Source organism: Pseudomonas sp. St386 (genome assembly GCF_018325865.1).
Taxonomy (GTDB): Bacteria; Pseudomonadota; Gammaproteobacteria; order Pseudomonadales; family Pseudomonadaceae; genus Aquipseudomonas; species Aquipseudomonas brassicacearum.
In genome coordinates, this window is record NZ_AP021900.1 from 5,177,175 (window position 1) to 5,193,698 (window position 16,524).

Consider the following 16,524-nt stretch of genomic DNA (forward strand, 5'->3'; position numbering starts at 1 on the left):
TTGATGATTTGGTTGCGCGTCGATGAATCAGCAGAGCCTCATCCTTCCCGGAAGGCCCGCTGGGCGTGGTCACTGATCGGTTTAAGCAAATAAGACATGACGTTCCTGGAGCCGGTCTGGATCATCGACTCCACGGGCATCCCCGGCACCAGGGCAAGCCCTTGCAGCTTTGCCAATTCGCTTTGAGGAATCTTGATACCTGCCCGATAGAACCCCACTCCGGTGCGCTCGTCCTGGATCAGATCCGCTGACAACCGCACCACGGTGCCGGTCAATTCGGGCGTGGTGTTGCGGTTGAACGCGCTCAAGCGCAAGGTCGCGGATTGCCCGACCGTTAGCTGGTCAATGTCCTGGGCACTGATTTTCGCCTCCACCAGCAGTTCATCGTCGGCGGGTACGATCTGCATGAGCCCCTCGGCCGGTGAGATGACGCCACCGATTGTGTGCACGGCCAATTGCTGCACGCGTCCGGCAATAGGCGAGGTGATGTCGATGCGTTTGAGCTGATCGCTGGCAGTGATTTCCCGCTCGATCAATTCGCCCTGGCGGGCTAGCAAATCTCTCAGCTCCTGGGACACTTCACTGCGGAAAGTCTGGTCAACCTGGAGTCGTTGCAACTCGGTTTCGGCGATCTTGCCCCGGGCCTCGGCAATGGAGGCCATCAGTTGTCCACGCTCTCCGCGCAGCCGGGCGATACCCCGAGCCAGGGCATTGACCCTGTCGAGGGTCATCATGCCTTTGTCGAACAGTTTCTTGACGGCCTGGTATTCGCTATCGATCAGTTCGATTTCTTCCTGTTTGGTTTTCTGCTGGATGTCGTGACCGGCAATGGTTTCGTTGAGTTGCTGAACGCGCTCGCGCAGCTGTTTCTTCTGGCCTTCGCGGGAAGCGCGTCGATCAATAAACAACTGCTGTTCGCTGGCCATGACCGACTTGGCCTCATCCAGGCTCATGCGGGTCAGCAACTCTTTGGGGACCGCTACTTCGCTGGCATTGTCCCGTTCGGCCTCCAGGCGAGCCAGACGCGCCCAAGCCTGGTTCAAGGATTTACTGACGATGGCTTGGCTGGCGGCGGGCAATGTGGCGTCGAGGCGCAACAACACGTCACCCGCGGCGACTGTCTGCCCTTCCTTGACCAAAAGTTCGGCTACTACGCCGCCGGTAGGATGCTGGACGGTCTTGACGCTGCCTTCCACAGCGACCACGCCGGTGGCGATGACGGCGCCGGACAGGTTGGTGCACACCGCCCAGGTCAGTCCTCCGCCGAGCAGTACCACCAATGAGATCGCCCCCCAGCGCAAATGGCGGGACAAGGAATCGGTCAGAGTGACTTCTTGATCGCTATGCATCAGTTGGATGCTCCCAGTTCCACGACATTATTGGAGGACCGTGGGGGCGCTACAGAAGGTCGTTTAAGGACGACATCCCTGGGGCCGTAAGCCGCTTGCACGCCGTTCTCGAGGATCAGTACCTGATCGATCACCGACAAGATATTGGTGCGATGGGCAATCACCACCACGATTGCGCCACGGGCCTTGAGCGCCAGGATAGCCTTGGCCAGCGCCTGTTCGCCCTCGGCATCGAGGTTTGAATTCGGCTCATCCAACACCACCAGGAATGGATCACCAAACAATGCCCGGGCCAGGGCCACCCGCTGCCGTTGGCCGGCCGAGAGGTTGACCCCGCCCTCGCCTACCTGGGTTTCATAGCCTTGGGGCAACTGCAGGATCAGCTCATGAACCCCGGCTAACTGCGCAGCGCTGACAATCGCGCTGTCCGGTGCCGAAGGGTCTAGCCGGGCAATGTTCTGGGCGACGGTTCCAGTGAACAAACCAACGCTTTGCGGCAGATAACCGATCAACTTGCCTCGGGCCTGCTCGGTCAGCAGATCCAGCGGCGCGCCATCGAGCCGGACATGCCCGCGAGCCGGTGCCCAGGCGTTGACCAGCACCCGCGCCAATGACGACTTGCCCGATGCGCTCGGTCCCACCACACCCACAGCAGTGCCCGCGGCGACCATGAAGTTGATATTTTGCAAGGTCAGGCGCTGCGCGCCGGGCGGCGCGGCAAAAACACTTTCGACCTGCAAACTGCGATGGGCAGCGGGTAGTTCGGTCTTGTTCTGGGCATCCGGGAACAGCGAGAACACTTCCAGCAGCTTCTTCCAGGCGATTTGGGCACTCAACAGGCTGCGCCATGTGGCAATGACCTGCTCCGCCGGCGCCAGGGTCCGCGCCACGATGATCGAGGCCGCGATCATCGTACCGCCGCTCAAGTCGCCTTTGATCACCAGCCACGCCCCCAGGGCCAGGGCCGTCGATTGAACGACCTGGCGCAGGGTTTTGGAAATTCCACCGTAAAAGCCACCGATGTCGATCGAGCGTCGCTGCAGAGTGATAAAGGTGCTGTGATTGTTCTGCCAGATATTCGACATGTTGGCCAACATGCCCATGGCCATCAGCGCTTCGGCGTTCTGGTGAGCTTGCTGACCCAGGTGATTGCGCTTGTTCAACGCCTCGGCTGACGCCTGCATCAGTTTGCGGGTTTGCCGGTCAGTGATCAGGGTCAGACCAATGAGGATAATCATCAGGCCGGCGGCCAAAAGGCCGAACAACGGATGAATGTAAAAGCAGACCGCGAGGTAAACCGGCATCCAAGGCAAATCGAAAAAAGCCACCAGGCCCGGTCCGCCAATAAAACCGCGAATCTGATCCAGCTCCTGGGCCGGCTTCAAGGCATCGCCGGTAATGGGCGTTTTCAGCGATGCACCGGCAATGACATTGAAGACCTTGGCGGACAACGCCAGATCCAGCGAAGAAGCAATTCGCACCATGACTCGGGAGCGAATGATATCCAGCAGGCCTGAAAGCGCATAAACCCCCAGCGCCAACAGCCCCAGGGCGACCAGGGTCGGGACACTCTGGCTGGGGATAACCCGGTCGTAGACTTCCAGCATGAACACCGGGCCAATCAGCGCCAGAATATTGATCACACCGGAGAACAGCGCAGCGCCCAGCAGCCCCCGACGCAGTACCGATTTCAATGAAGGCGCAACAATAGGCGCACTGATAGCGTTATGGGGTTTCAACTGGTATCCGTCCCTTGGTTTTCGTGACATCCCTGTCGTCAGTCAATACCGACTCGAAGACAGTCGTATGGAAACTTGACGCTCGTAGAGCGATTAGGACTGAAGTGCAAGTTCCGCACCAGCCAGCCGACAAACGGTCGTTATCCGTGAAGAATTTCGTGCATAAAAAAACCGACGCCTCTGGACGTCGGTTTTTTTGAAAACAGCCAGCTATCAAGCCATCTGAATGATGGTCTGCATGATAGTGCTTTGGGTGGAGATGGTCTTGGCGTTCGCCTGGTAGTTGCTTTGCGCCTTGATCAGCTCGACCAGTTCGTTGGTCAGGTTGACGTTGGATTCTTCCAGGGAGTTGGAAACGATCGAACCCAGGGTACCGGTTTGCGGGGCATCGTAGCCCGGGATGCCCGACGCGAAGGTTTCTTTCCAGCTGGTGCCGCCTACCGGCTGCAAGCCTTGCTCGTTGGTGAAGCTGGCGAGCGCGAGCTGGCCGATCGGCTTGGTCTGGTTGTTGCTGAAGTTGGCCAGCAACACACCACTGCCGTCGATGGTCAGGTTGGTGATCTGGCCAGTGGCGTAGCCGTTCTGGGTTGGGATCGAGCGGGCGGTGTCGGCGTTGAATTGGGTGGTGTTGCCCATGGAAATCGTGATGGTTGGCGCACTCGCGGCGCCGTTGGCGGCCCATACGCCGTTGGTCACAGTGCCGGGAACCCAACCGGTCAGTACCAGATCGCTATTGACCGTCGCTGGCGGAGTGGTGACCGTGGTCAACTTGCCGTTCGAATCGAAGTTCATGGTCGAAGGGACCGGCGCAGTAGCGCCCGTCGTGGTCGGCAAGGTGCCGTTCAGGTTACGACCATCGATCAAGGTATAGACGTTCCAGGTGTTGCCGGCAGTCTTGACCATGTATTGGTCCATGGAGTGCTGGTTACCCTGAGTATCGTAGACCGGGGTGGTGAATTGTTTGGTGAACGTGGCGGTGTCGCTTGGATTGAACGCCGCGGTGATCGCCGTTGCCGTCGAATTCAGGTTGATCGTCGAGGAAACCAGGCTGGTGGCGCTCGGCGGCAGGTTCGAGGTGTCGATGCGTAGGTCGGTCAAGATGCCGTTCTGGATCTTGCCGTTGGCATCCACGCCATAGCCCTGCAGGCGCGAAGTGCCGTCGCTGTTGGTGATATAGCCTTCCTTGTCGGTCTTGAAGGTACCGGCACGGGTGTAGCTCAGGGAGCCGTCATTGCTCAGGACAAAGAAGCCCTGGCCCTGGATGCCCATGTCCAGTACGTTGCCGGTGTTGTTCACATCACCCTGGCCGAACTGCTGGGAAACGTTGGCCAGGCGCACGCCGTTACCGACGGTCTTGCTGCCCGAACCCAGCTTGGTGGCCGAGTAGACGTCTTCGAATTCCGCGCGGGACGATTTGAAACCGGTGGTCGCCACGTTGGCGATGTTGTTGCCGGTCACGTCCAGCTGTTTGTTGGCTGCATAGAGACCGCTAAGGCCGATGTTGAAAGACATATTGACTCCTTTTGCCGGTTAGTCGGCTCTACATACCAATAGTTTGTACTTTGGACAGGGCAATGCTGCCCAGCCCGGCCAGGTTGAGCATCAGCTCACCGCCCGTCTGGCTGATCGTCACGCTGCTGACCGTGGCCGGCAGGTTGGTGATCAGCGACGTGGCCTTGCCGTCGATGGTGGTCGAGGCCGCGAAGGTGTAAGTGCCCGATTCCACGACCGCGCCCGCATCGTTCTTGCCGTCCCAGATGAACGCGGAGTTGCCGGCGTTCTGGCTGCCCAAGTCGATGGTGCGAACGGTCTTGCCGTCCTTGTCCACGATCTTGACCGCGACGGAGGACACCGATGTTGGTACCACCACCGTGCCGTTGAGGCTCTTGGAGGTATCGACCACAGCCTTGTCGCCCGGGGCAATGACCGAGCGACCGACCAGCGACGAGGCTTGCAGGGCCTGGGACGAGTTGTAGTTGCCGGCGATGCCGCTCACGGTCTCGTTGAGGGTGGTGATGCCTTCCAGGCTGCTGAACTGCGCCAGTTGGGCAACGAACTCGCCGTTATCCTGTGGCTCCAGCGGGTTCTGGTTTTTCAGCTGGGTGACCAGCAACTGCAGGAACGCATCCTTGCCCAATTCCTTCTTGCCGGTGGCCGCACCGGTCGCCGCGCCCAGGGCATCGGTGGTGGTGCTGGTCTTGACCGAGGAGTTGGCCAGAATCTCGTTGAGGCTCAAACCACTTGTTGTACTGGTAACGCTCATGTGACTCGCCCCTTATCACTGACCGAGGGTCAGGACCTTCTGCATCATGGTTTTGGCGGTGTTCATCATTTCGGCGTTGGTCTGGAACGAACGACTGGCGGAAATCATGTCGGCCATTTCTTCGACGACGTTGACGTTCGGGTAGTAGACATACCCCTTGGCATCAGCGGCCGGATGGTTTGGCTCATAACGGGCTTCGAGGTTGCTCTGGTCTTCGACCACGCCAAGCACCTGCACGCCCTGCCCGGCCGCGTCCTGCTCCTGGAACAGCGAGTCGCTACCGCCGGACTGGCCACCCTGGAACATGGTGGCGAATACCGGGTGGCGGGCGCGGTAGGTCTGGTCGATGCTCGACGAAACGGTCTCGGCGTTGGCGATGTTACTGGCGACGGTGTTCAGGCGAGTGGTCTGGGCACTCATGGCACTGCCGGCAATGTTGAATACGCTAGCAATCGACATGGCTTACTCTCCGCGCAGGGCCGATACCAGCCCTTTGAACTTGCTGTTGAGCAGGGTGAAGCTGGCCTGGAAGTTCACGGAGTTTTCCGCGTAGTTGGACTGTTCCAGTTGAGCGTCTACGGTGTTCTGGTCGATCGAAGGCTGCATCGGCGTGCGATACATCAGCGATTCGTCGCCATTGCCCAGGCCTTCGGCTTCGATATGACGGCTGTTGGTCATGTTCAAGGCGAAGTGGCCGTTCTTGGTCTTCTCGTTCTGCTCGGCGAGCACTTTGGAAAAGTCCAGGTCACGCGCCTTGTAGTTCGGGGTGTCGGCGTTGGCGATGTTGTTGGCCAGGACTTCGGCACGCTGGGCGCGGAAGCTCAGGGCCTGTTCGTGGATACCGAGCGCTTTATCGAAGCTGATGCTCATGTCGGAAACCTTTGGGTGACCAGAATGTACGTGCGATGAACTTAGCAAGCAGCGTGCCACTTTGGAAAACCCCATAAACCGGGGCTTTGCGGGCATCGGCAAAGCGGCAATGCCAGAAAAGCGGCAACTGGCTTCCGCTGGCTGCCGCTTTTCTGCCGCTTCTCAAGGGCAAATGACATTCGAACTGTGGGAGCGGGATTAGTGGTGACCGGCAGGCATAAAAAAACGGGAGCCCGTGGGGACTCCCGCTTTTTGACAGTTCAAGCCAATCACTTTGCCTGGTAGATGATCCCCGGACTGCACTGGACCATCTGGTAATGATCCGGCAAACCGTTCAACGCCTCGGAGGCACCGAGGAACAGGTAGCCGCCCGGCTTGAGCGTGCTGTGGATGCGCAGCAGGATGTCTTTCTTCACTTCGGCGGAGAAGTAGATCAGTACGTTGCGGCAGAACACGATGTCGAACTTGCCCAGGCTGGCATAGCTATCCAGCAGGTTGAACGAGCGGAACTCCACCCGGCTCTTGATCGGCGCCTTGACCACCCATTTACCCGGCCCTTTCGGATCGAAGTAACGTTGCAGGCGATCCGGCGACAGGCCCCGGCCGATAGCCAGGCTGTCGTACTCGCCGGTCTTGCAGTTATTGAGCATGGTCCCGGACAGGTCGGTGGCGACAATCTGCACGCCGCCTTTCAACTGGCCGAGGTTGGACCGCTCGAACTCATCGATGGACATCGACAGCGAATAGGGTTCCTGCCCCGACGAACAGGCCGCCGACCAGATCCGCAGACGCTGGCCCGGGCTGGCCTTGATGGCCGCCGGCAGCACTTTGTTCTTCAACACCTCAAACGGATAGGTGTCACGAAACCACAAGGTTTCGTTGGTGGTCATCGCGTCCACCACCATTTCGCGCAAGCCACTGCGCGGTTGGGTCTGGATACGCTGCACCAGTTCGCCCAATGACTTGAGGCCCTGCTGTTCCATCAATTTATTGAGACGGCTCGACACCAGGTATTGCTTGTTTTCACCAAGCAAGATGCCACAGGCTTTTTCCAGGAAGACCCGGAACTGTTCGAAATCCAAATTACCCGTAGACAAGATACCGCCTCTTTCATCGTGTTGACTTGCCGGGCGCACAACGCGCCCGACCTTTTATTCTGCTGCCTTGATCCGCTCGACGACCCGGGAAGCCAGGTCATCTGGACGGAATTTCGCCAGGAAATCGTCGGCGCCGACCTTCTTGACCATCGCCTGGTTGAAAACCCCGGACAACGAAGTATGCAAGATGATGTGCAGCTTTTGCATGCGCGGATCGCTGCGGATTTCCGACGTCAGGGTGTACCCATCCATCTCCGGCATTTCAATGTCGGAGATCATCATCAGGAACTCTTCCTCAGGCTTCTTGCCCTCGTCGACCAGCTTGCGCAGGTAATCGAGCGCCTGTCGCCCGTCGTTCAACGCCACCACCTCGACACCGACCGTTTGCAGGCAACGGGTCACCTGCTTGCGGGCCACTGAAGAGTCGTCGACGGTCAACACCCGCAGCGAAATCGCCTTGTGCTGGGTTTCGGCATCCACCACTCCCACGGAGATCGCTTCCGGCGTGGGCGCTACTTCGGCGAGGATCTTCTCCACGTCGATGATTTCCACCAACTGGTTATCGACCCGGGTCACTGCCGTGAGGTAGTGATCGCGGCCGGTGCCCTTGGGCGGTGGATGGATCTCTTCCCAGTTCATGTTGACGATGCGCTCCACCGAGCGAACCAGGAATCCCTGGGTCTTGGTGTTGTACTCGGTGATGATCACAAACGGATTGCTCTGGTCCAGCAGCCGGCCGGAACCGGTCGCCATCGCCAGGTCGAGAATCGGGATGGTCGCACCCCGGATATTGGCCACACCGCACACGACGGGGCTGGATTTGGGCATCAGGGTCAGCTTGGGGCATTGCAGCACCTCGCGGACCTTGAATACGTTGATCCCATACATTTGTTGGCCGTCGAGACGGAACAACAACAGCTCCAGGCGATTCTGACCGACCAGCTGAGTGCGCTGGTTTACCGAATCCATTACTCCCGCCATGCCCTGACTCCTACCTAACGCTAATGTGTCCGACGCGCATTCATTCACTAAACGGCACGGGGCTTGCTATTGAACCGGCATGAACGCACAAACGACATTTTCTCGACGCCTGACCACTCACTGCCGCCACTGGCTCGGTGCACTGCTGGCTGTCTGCCTGTTCACTTCGGGCGGTCCTGCCCTTGCTGCTGTTCCGGTTACCTTGCCTGATCTCCTTATCGGCGTCACTCAGGGCTTTCTTGAATTCACCGTAGAAGACTATCTGGCTACCAGTCAAACGGAAGGTCGCTATGAAATCGAAGTCAACCAACTCGACCCGCGCCTGCGCATGCCGATGTGCGACAAGGAATTGACTGCTTCGCTGGAGAGCCCTGCCCGGCCCCTGGGACGCGTCACGGTGAAGGTTCGTTGCGACAGCGCCGCGCCCTGGACGGTGTTCGTGCCCGCTCAAGTGCGCCTGTTTCGGGAAATTGTCACCACCACTCGTCCGCTCAAGCGGGCCGGAATCGTCGAGCCCCAGGACGTGATGTTGCGTGAACGGGACATCAGCCAGATCACCCAGGGCTTCCTGACCTCCGTCGACCAGGCCATCGGGCAGAAACTTGTCCGACCAATGGTCGCCGATCAGGTCGTGACGCTGGTGCATCTGGAGCAGGCCGAGGTAGTCCGCAAGGGCGACCAGGTTGTGATCACCGCCCGCACCGGTTCCCTGGCCGTGCGGATGCCCGGCGAGGCCCTGTCCAACGGCGGTATGCGTGAACAGATACGGGTAAAAAACCTCAATTCCCAGCGCGTGATCAAGGCGCAGGTGATGGCCCCGGGCCAAGTGGAAGTGGCGATGTAGTGATCTGGTAGAGGAGGTAGAAAGCTGGCGCTTGATCCCGGTGTTCCCTAGACTGTGCCTTACGCAAAGGCAAGCGCAGACGTGCGCAAGTTCATTTCATAAATGAGCCTAAAGTTATTTTGGGGATGGCCGAAAACATGGCAAGCGTCCAAATACCCAGAGGTTTTTTACCATGGTCATCGATTTCAATCGTTTAAACAGCTCTTCACCGCTGCCAGGCACCACGCGTACCAGCGCCACCAAGGAAACCGCCGAAGCCGGCAAATCCGCGCCGCTGCCTACACCAGCCGAACAGGTCAGCAACGGGGAGTCGGTACACCTCAGCAATGAGGCTCAGCAGTTGCAGAAGGTCACTGACAAGCTGCGCGATCAACCTGTCGTCGACAACGCCCGCGTGGCCGAGTTGAAAGCAGCAATCGCTGATGGCAGCTACAAAGTCGACAGCAACCGCGTAGCCAGCAAACTGCTCAACTTCGAAGCCCAGCGCTAGGCCGCCGCCTGCGCCAGGCTTTTGGACGCTAAGACCCAAGGCCAGCCATGCACGACACTCATTTGTTGCAATTGATCATCGACGACTTTGTTCCAGCGCAACAGCTACTGGAATTGTTGCAGGCCGAATCCGTGGCATTGCACGGTCGTGACATGCCTCTGCTGGAGAATATCCTGGCGCAGAAACAGGCCTTGATCATCCTGCTTGACCAGCATGGCCGCAAACGCAGCGAGATCCTCGTCAGCCTCAACCTGCCCGCCAGCCATGAAGGCCTCGAGCAACTGGCCAGCCAGTCGACGATTGGCGATCAGCTACTGTCCCAGAGCAAAGTACTCAACGACCTGCTCGCCCAATGCCAGGCAACCAACGCTCGCAACGGCCAGTCGATCCTGATGCAGCAGGCCGCCACCGCCAACCAGTTGCGCATCCTCAACGGTGGCGAGATCCCGACGCTGTATGACGCTAGCGGTTCAACGGCCAGAATGGTCAAGCATCGCCCGCTCAGCCAGGCATGAAACGAACAATGCCTTCGCTCTATCAACGCGCGATACATGCTGGCAAAATGCCGGCCATTCGTAGTCGTATTTTGCCTGGAGATTGACTCACCGTGTTCAATGCCTCAAACGCGGATGATGCTCCGCAGCCACCCAAGGTCCTCACCACGCCCCTGGAAATCTCCGGCAACCTGCGGATGCTGCAAGAGAGCCACGACCCACTGATCATCACCTTCCACGAACGTAGCCAGCGCTTCCAGAGCTACCTGGTCAACGTCGATCGCGAGACCAACTCCATCGCCCTGGATGAAATGATTCCCCGGGACGGCGAGCGTTTCCTGCTGGCGGGCGAGCCTTTTCGTGTCGAGGGTTTCCATGACGGCGTGCGTATCGCATGGGATGGCAAGGGCCCACTGACCATCGATGAATCCAGCGACGGTCGCTGCTATCGCGGCGCCCTGCCCGACGAAGTGGTCTACCACCAACGTCGCAACGCCTTCCGCGCCGCCCTGAAACTGGCACAACTGGTGAGCGTTGAACTGGGCGGTGACAAGCTCAAGTCCCCGGTGGACGGCAAGCTGCTGGACATCTCTGCCACCGGTTGCAAGTTGCGGTTTGACGGCGACATCACGGAGCGACTGCAATTGGGCCAGGTGTACGAGCGCTTCATCGCGGCCCTGCCTTTTGGCAACATGACCGCGCCAGTCGAGCTGCGTTACCTGCATTTCGAAGAAAGGATCAACACCACGTTCGCCGGCGTACGCTTCCACAACATCAGTGGCCTGGTGCAACGGCAGGTCGAGCGGTTCGTCTACCAGCTCCAACGAGAAGCCCGGCGCTTCGATAAAGACGACCTCTGATTTTCGAGGCAAAAAAAACGGGCAGTCCCTTGCGGCGACTGCCCGTTTTTTCATGCCTGCTTCAAGGCCTGGCCTGGGTAAAACTCGGTGTCTCAGGCTCCTCAGGCCCAGTCTCGGCCTCGGTCGCGGTCTCAGTGGCCAGCTCAGGCTCCACGTCCGGATTGGCCGGAGCCTGCATCTGCTCCTGCACCACCTGCTCATCCACCCGCGGATCAAGACACGCCACCAAAGGCGAACTCGACATGCTGTCCGGCATCGCCACGTGATGCAGCGGTGCGTCATCGACCTGATGCAGGTTGGTCACCGCTTTCGGCCGGATCCGCCACACCAGCACCAAGGCGAAGAAAGCGAAAAAGCCGTAGAGCATCTGGCTGCCAAACATCTTCATCAGCACGCCGGCCACCAGCGGCCCGATACTGGCCCCCACGCCGTAGGTCACCAGCAGCATCGCGGTCAGGGACACCCTTCGATCAGCTTCGACGTGGTCGTTGGAAAACGCTACCGCCAGCGGATACAGGCAGAACTGCACCAGCGAACAGAAGAACCCCGCGACGAACAGCACCTCCAGCGGCACCGTCGGAAGAATCGCCAACGGCAGCGCACAGATCGTCAGCACCAGCGCGAAGCAGCGGATCAGCAGCGCCCGGTCATAACGATCGGACAGCCAGCCCAGGGGCCACTGCACCAGCAGTCCGGCGAAGATGCAGCTACCCATGAACAGACCGACCTGCTCGGTCGACAGGCCCTGCTGAGAGGCATACAGGGGCGCCAGGCCATAGAACGAGCCGACGATCAACCCGGAGCCCAGCACCGTACTCAATGACTGCGGCACACGCTTGATGAAGAAGCGCGGCTCCATGGGCGCCGGATGCAGCGCCGCCGGGTGAATTCGCCGGGTCAGCGTCACCGGCACCAGGCACAAGGCGAAGCACAGCGCCACCAGCATCAACAGCTCAGGCCCCAGGGCCGGATGCATGACCAGGATCAACTGACCCAGCACCAACCCCAGGTACGAGGCAATCATGTAGCCGCTGAACACCACGCCACGCTGCTTGGCATCGGCTTGCTCGTTGAGCCAGCTCTCGATGACCATGTACTGGCACATCATCCCGAGGCCGACAATCATCCGCAGCACGATCCAGGCCGGCAGCCAGTTCACCAGGCCATGGCCCAGCACTGCCGCCCCGACGATCCCGGCGCAGGCCGAATAGGCGCGGATGTGGCCGACGCGGGCGATCAGCCGGTGGCCGATCTTGCCACCCAGCACCAGGCCGAAATAGTTGGCGGCCATCAGCGCACCGACCCAGAGGCTGTCCACATGGTCGGCGGCCAGGCGCAAGGCCAGGTAAGTACTCAAGAGGCCCGAGCCGATCAACATCATCAGCGAGGCGAAATAAAGCGCTCGAAAAGGTTTCCAGATTTGGCGCATCGGCGTTCCGAGCGGCTCCTTGAGGTGAGTAAGGGCTACCTGTTGAAGATAGCCCGAATGCGACGGTTCGTTAGGCCTGGGCCGCTAGGACACGCCGCTCCCAGGGCGTGATTTCATCGAAGAAGCTGGTCAGCTCCAGGGTCTTGGAGGCGATGTAGCCTTCGATGAACTCCGCACCGAACAGTTCCTTCGCCAGATGACTACGCTTCAGACGCTCCAAGGCGGCATGCAAGGTACATGGCAACGACAGATTATCCGGCACTTCGAATTCGCCCTGGATCGCCGCGCTCGGCTCCAGCCGATGCTCAATCCCATACAGCCCGGCGGCCAGGCTGGCGGCAATCGCCAGGTAGGGGTTGGCATCGGCCCCCGGCAAGCGGTTCTCGACCCGCCGGGCCACCGACGAACTGGCAGGAATCCGCAACCCGGCCGAACGGTTGTCATGGGACCAACAGGCATTGTTCGGCGAGGCGAACGGGTGGCACAGGCGCTGGTAGGAATTCACGTTCGGCGCGAACAACGCGGTGAAGTCCGCCAGGCACGCCTGTTGCCCACCGATGAAATGCCGGAAAGTCGCCGTCGCTTCGCCCGCTTCATCGCTGAAAACGTTACGACCGCTGCCTGCCTCGACGACGCTCTGATGGATGTGCATCGAACTGCCCGGCGTGTGGGCCAGGGGCTTGGCCATGCAGACCACGGTCAGACCGTGCTTGAGCGCCACTTCCTTGAGCAGGTGCTTGAACAGGAAGGTCTGGTCGGCCAGCAACAGCGGGTCGCCGTGCAGCAGATTGATCTCGAACTGGCTCACGCCCATTTCATGCATGAAGGTGTCGCGAGGCAGGCCCAGCGCCGCCATGCATGCATAGACTTCACTGAAGAACGGGCGCAGGCCATTGTTGGAGCTGACGCTGAACGCCGAATGGCCGTCTTCGCGACGTCCATCCATGCCCATCGGCGGCTGGAACGGCTGGGTCGGGTCCGGATTGGGGGCGAACACGAAGAATTCCAGTTCGGTCGCCACCACCGGCGCCAGGCCCAAGGCTGCATAGCGAGCGACAACGGCCTTGAGCTGACCGCGCGTCGAGAGCCGGGAGCTTTCACCGGTCAACTCGTCGGCATCGCAGATCGCCAGGGCGCGGGGCTGCTGGCTCCAGGGCAGGCGGTGGATCTGTTTCGGATCGGCCACCAGCGCCAGGTCGCCGTCGTCGCTGCCGTAGAAACGCGACGGCGGATAACCGCCCATGATGCATTGCAGCAGCACGCCCCGCGCCAGTTGCAGCCGCCGGCCTTCGAGGAAACCCTCAGCGGTCATTACCTTGCCCCGCGGCACGCCATTCAAATCCGGCGTGACACATTCAATCTCATCAATGCCCGTCAGTCGCTGCGCGAGTGAACGCTGGCCATCGGTCGTCATGACGCAATCCTTGTTATGTGCGAGCCGCGAACGGCAACCCGTACAAAATAGGCTTCGGCTGTTCGGAATATCAAGCACCCGCAGACAATTAAAATCTTGTGCAATACGAGTGTGGGAGCGAGCTTGCTCGCGATGGCGTCGGCTCAGTCAATATTGAGCTGACTGATACATCGCTATCGCGAGCAAGCTCGCTCCCACAGGGGATTTGTGCTGCTTTTTATAAAGCGCACGCTCAGGGCAGGTAAAGCCGGAACACCCCACCACCCAATACACCGCCATTGGCGATTTCGGTACGCCCGCTCACGCCGCCGCGCTGGTGCAGCCCGGCGATCCGCGCGGCGAAGTACAGGCCCAGCCCGGTGCTGCCGCTGCTGTGGTTGATGCCCTGCACGTACTCGGCCTGACGCTCGATCATCTCTGGCGGGTAACCTTCGCCGTCGTCATTGATGGTCAGCACCAGTTGCCCGGCCTCGTCGCTCACACTGATCAGCAATGCCTGGCGCGCATGGCGAATGGCGTTGTTGATGCAGTTGTCGAGCACCGAAGCAATCAGTTCACGGTCGAAAAAGCCCAAGGGGCTGAGCGGATCGACTTCATAGGTGACCATGATCCCGCGACTGCGGAACACGTCCTGATGGCCGGCCAGTTGCGCCTCGATGAAGTCATCCAGTTCATGGTAGGCCGGGTGCAGCGGCAACTGGTTGACACCGAGCTTGTACAGCCCCAGCAGTTGCACCAGCAAACCATTGAGATGGGCGAATTCGAACTCGATGACGCCTTGCTCCGAGGTCTGGCGCTCGGCGTCGGGCAAGCGCTCGAGCCATTGCGTATGCGTCTGCATGAGCAAGGTCAGGGAGTTCTTCATGTCGTGCACGGTAGACGCGATCACCGTGGAAAAATCGAGGGCCTGTTCGCTGTCATTCATCGCCAAATGCCTTGCTTCGCAGTTTTTGATAACGCGCAAAACGCGCATCGGTGTCGGGCATCATGCCCACCAGTTTCAGGCAGGCGCGGCACTCCTGCAGCAGTTCCGATTCCACGCTGGTGTCGGTGCCATGCAGCAGCGATTGCGCCATGTTCAGGGCAATACTGATGTTCTTCGGTTGCATCTTCAGGGCGCGGCGGAACAGCTCCCGCGCCTGCGGCAATGCACCGGTCTTGTAGACCCGCACGCCTTCGCGGTTCAACTCGGCGGCGGCATTGCCCTGGTTGAGAATGTTCGGGTCGTCGGTCAGCTTGGCGATGCCTTGCATCACCGTCGGGTCATCCCCGTAGATTTCCGCGCAGTTCTTGAGCATCGACTCGCCGGCGCTGGTCTGGCCAAGCATTTGCAGCTGCTTGGCCACCAGCAACGCGGCCTCGGCGCTCATGAATTGCTCCATGCCATCGAGGCGCTGCAAGGCCTGTTCTGTGAGCTTTTCGGCGGTTTCGGCATCGTTTAGCAACAGGCTGGTGGCCTTCATCAGCCGCGCCCGGACCTGCAGCCCCGGGTCGTTGAGGTTCTCCTTCGCCACGGCGCTGAGAGTCGTGTTGATCTCCAGCCGGGTGCGGGTGTCGAGGCCTTTTTCGCTGCCCTTGCTGATCAGCGCATGGGCCAGGCCGAGGTTGCTTTCCGGGTCCTTGAAGCGCGACTGCGCGCCCTGCCCGACCGCCTGGCGATAGGCCCGGGAAGCCGTGTCGTAGTCTTCGTTGGTCATCGCCAGCTTGCCCAACAACGACTGGCGGCGCACGGCCAGCGGCGACAGGCGCACCGCCTCTTCCAGCACGTGCTGCGCCTGTTTGGTGTCACCTTCGGCCACCAGCACGTCGGCCATGCCGTCGTACAAGGCCGGCATCATCGGAAAGACTTTCAGGGCCTTTTCATAGACAGCCTTGGCCTGCCCCACCTGGCCGCGCTTGAACATCAACTTGCCCAGCCCCGCATAGGCCCACGGCAACGGGCGATCCGCGATGATGGAGTTGTACAGTCGTTCAAGAGCCTCGTTCTGATTCAGGTCGCGCAACGCATCGGCCCGATAACGCAGGCACAACGGCCCGTAGCGCGGGTCCTGCTTGCACAAGGCGATGCAGGCATTGAGCACTTCCATCGGCTTGCCACGATCGAGGGCTTGCAGGATCGGCTTGAGCAGGGTCTTGCGCTGCTCGAGCCGCTCCAGCCGCTGGGCCAGGCCGGAGCGGTTGAACGGTTTGGTCAGGTACGCATCCGGCTCATGCTCCAGGGCACTGAGCACCATCGCCTGGCTGGTCTCGGCGGTCACCATGAGGAAAACACTTTCATGGCTGATCAATTTTTCGACCATCAGGTCTTCAAGCACCTGCTGGCCATTCTTGCGCCCATCGCCCAGGTGATAGTCCTGCAAGATGAAGTCATAGCGTTTCTGCGAACACATGCGCAGCGCCACTTCACCGGTGTCGGCGGTGTCCACGTCCTTGACGCCCAGCTCACGCAGCATGGAGCGGATCGAACTGCGGAAATCCGAGAAATCATCGACGATCAGAAAACTTTTTTGGTGGTACGCCAGCATCGAGGATGTCCAGGCAAGTAAGAAAATAACCCAATGGCATAACAACGAAACACCGTGTCACAGCCCCGAGGCGCGCAGATGATAGCCACCAACCAGCAACGTTCAAGGGATTTCAGCAACCGCTTGGCCTGGCTGAGTCGTGACGCACATTGCGAGCCGAAACGTTGGA

General features: G+C 60.0%; 16 protein-coding genes. 4 read left to right on the forward strand and 12 right to left on the reverse strand.

The features are described from left to right. Positions 1 to 38: 38 nt before the first annotated feature. From KI235_RS22885 to KI235_RS22920, 8 genes are all read right to left on the reverse strand, one after another. On the reverse strand, positions 39 to 1,349 hold the full coding sequence (locus KI235_RS22885) for an HlyD family type I secretion periplasmic adaptor subunit (RefSeq protein ID WP_039013736.1): 1,311 nt from the start codon (positions 1,347 to 1,349) through the stop codon (positions 39 to 41). Next, positions 1,349 to 3,043 carry a type I secretion system permease/ATPase gene (locus KI235_RS22890; protein WP_244864261.1) on the reverse strand — a complete coding sequence of 565 codons (1,695 nt, stop codon included), beginning with the start codon at positions 3,041 to 3,043 and terminating at the stop codon, positions 1,349 to 1,351. Before KI235_RS22890 ends, KI235_RS22885 begins: the two co-directional genes overlap by 1 nt. 258 nt (positions 3,044 to 3,301) lie before the next feature. Then, the gene (flgE, locus tag KI235_RS22895) at positions 3,302 to 4,600 is read right to left on the reverse strand and encodes a flagellar hook protein FlgE (RefSeq protein WP_013694073.1); all 1,299 of its coding nucleotides are present in this window, start codon (positions 4,598 to 4,600) and stop codon (positions 3,302 to 3,304) included. Positions 4,601 to 4,628: 28 nt separating this feature from the next. Next, positions 4,629 to 5,351, reverse strand: coding sequence for a flagellar hook assembly protein FlgD (gene flgD / locus KI235_RS22900; RefSeq protein ID WP_003204727.1), 723 nt, complete (start codon positions 5,349 to 5,351; stop codon positions 4,629 to 4,631). 15 nt (positions 5,352 to 5,366) lie between these two features. Beyond that, the gene (gene flgC, locus KI235_RS22905; RefSeq protein ID WP_003204730.1) at positions 5,367 to 5,810 is read right to left on the reverse strand and encodes a flagellar basal body rod protein FlgC; all 444 of its coding nucleotides are present in this window, start codon (positions 5,808 to 5,810) and stop codon (positions 5,367 to 5,369) included. A gap of 3 nt (positions 5,811 to 5,813) precedes the next feature. Then, the gene (gene flgB, locus KI235_RS22910) at positions 5,814 to 6,221 is read right to left on the reverse strand and encodes a flagellar basal body rod protein FlgB (RefSeq protein WP_003204732.1); all 408 of its coding nucleotides are present in this window, start codon (positions 6,219 to 6,221) and stop codon (positions 5,814 to 5,816) included. A 269-nt stretch (positions 6,222 to 6,490) separates the two neighbouring features. Continuing rightward, a complete protein-coding gene (gene cheR, locus KI235_RS22915; RefSeq protein WP_003204735.1) occupies positions 6,491 to 7,318 on the reverse strand; it encodes a protein-glutamate O-methyltransferase CheR in 828 nt (275 codons plus the stop codon). 54 nt (positions 7,319 to 7,372) lie between these two features. Beyond that, a complete protein-coding gene (locus KI235_RS22920) occupies positions 7,373 to 8,299 on the reverse strand; it encodes a chemotaxis protein CheV (protein ID WP_003204737.1) in 927 nt (308 codons plus the stop codon). A gap of 79 nt (positions 8,300 to 8,378) precedes the next feature. Between KI235_RS22920 and flgA the strand changes: the two genes are divergently transcribed. From flgA to KI235_RS22940, 4 genes are all read left to right on the forward strand, one after another. Beyond that, positions 8,379 to 9,143, forward strand: coding sequence for a flagellar basal body P-ring formation chaperone FlgA (flgA, locus tag KI235_RS22925; RefSeq protein WP_003204739.1), 765 nt, complete (start codon positions 8,379 to 8,381; stop codon positions 9,141 to 9,143). 172 nt (positions 9,144 to 9,315) lie between these two features. Further along, positions 9,316 to 9,633, forward strand: coding sequence for a flagellar biosynthesis anti-sigma factor FlgM (gene flgM, locus KI235_RS22930; RefSeq protein ID WP_003204741.1), 318 nt, complete (start codon positions 9,316 to 9,318; stop codon positions 9,631 to 9,633). 47 nt (positions 9,634 to 9,680) lie between these two features. Beyond that, complete coding sequence (locus KI235_RS22935; RefSeq protein ID WP_003204743.1) at positions 9,681 to 10,148, forward strand: flagellar protein FlgN; 468 nt, start codon at positions 9,681 to 9,683, stop codon at positions 10,146 to 10,148. Positions 10,149 to 10,240: 92 nt separating this feature from the next. Next, positions 10,241 to 10,987, forward strand: coding sequence for a flagellar brake protein (locus KI235_RS22940; RefSeq protein ID WP_003204744.1), 747 nt, complete (start codon positions 10,241 to 10,243; stop codon positions 10,985 to 10,987). A 61-nt stretch (positions 10,988 to 11,048) separates the two neighbouring features. Here KI235_RS22940 and KI235_RS22945 read toward each other — a convergent pair whose 3' ends face one another. From KI235_RS22945 to KI235_RS22960, 4 genes are all read right to left on the reverse strand, one after another. Next, entirely contained in the window at positions 11,049 to 12,416 is a 1,368-nt protein-coding gene (locus KI235_RS22945; RefSeq protein WP_013694074.1) for an MFS transporter, read from the reverse strand. Positions 12,417 to 12,486: 70 nt separating this feature from the next. Then, the gene (locus KI235_RS22950; protein ID WP_212795881.1) at positions 12,487 to 13,728 is read right to left on the reverse strand and encodes a glutamine synthetase family protein; all 1,242 of its coding nucleotides are present in this window, start codon (positions 13,726 to 13,728) and stop codon (positions 12,487 to 12,489) included. Positions 13,729 to 14,062: 334 nt separating this feature from the next. Beyond that, on the reverse strand, positions 14,063 to 14,755 hold the full coding sequence (locus tag KI235_RS22955) for a HAMP domain-containing sensor histidine kinase (protein ID WP_003204750.1): 693 nt from the start codon (positions 14,753 to 14,755) through the stop codon (positions 14,063 to 14,065). Further along, the gene (locus KI235_RS22960; RefSeq protein ID WP_003204752.1) at positions 14,748 to 16,355 is read right to left on the reverse strand and encodes a tetratricopeptide repeat-containing response regulator; all 1,608 of its coding nucleotides are present in this window, start codon (positions 16,353 to 16,355) and stop codon (positions 14,748 to 14,750) included. The genes KI235_RS22955 and KI235_RS22960 overlap by 8 nt, the downstream gene beginning before the upstream one ends. Positions 16,356 to 16,524: the final 169 nt, after the last annotated feature.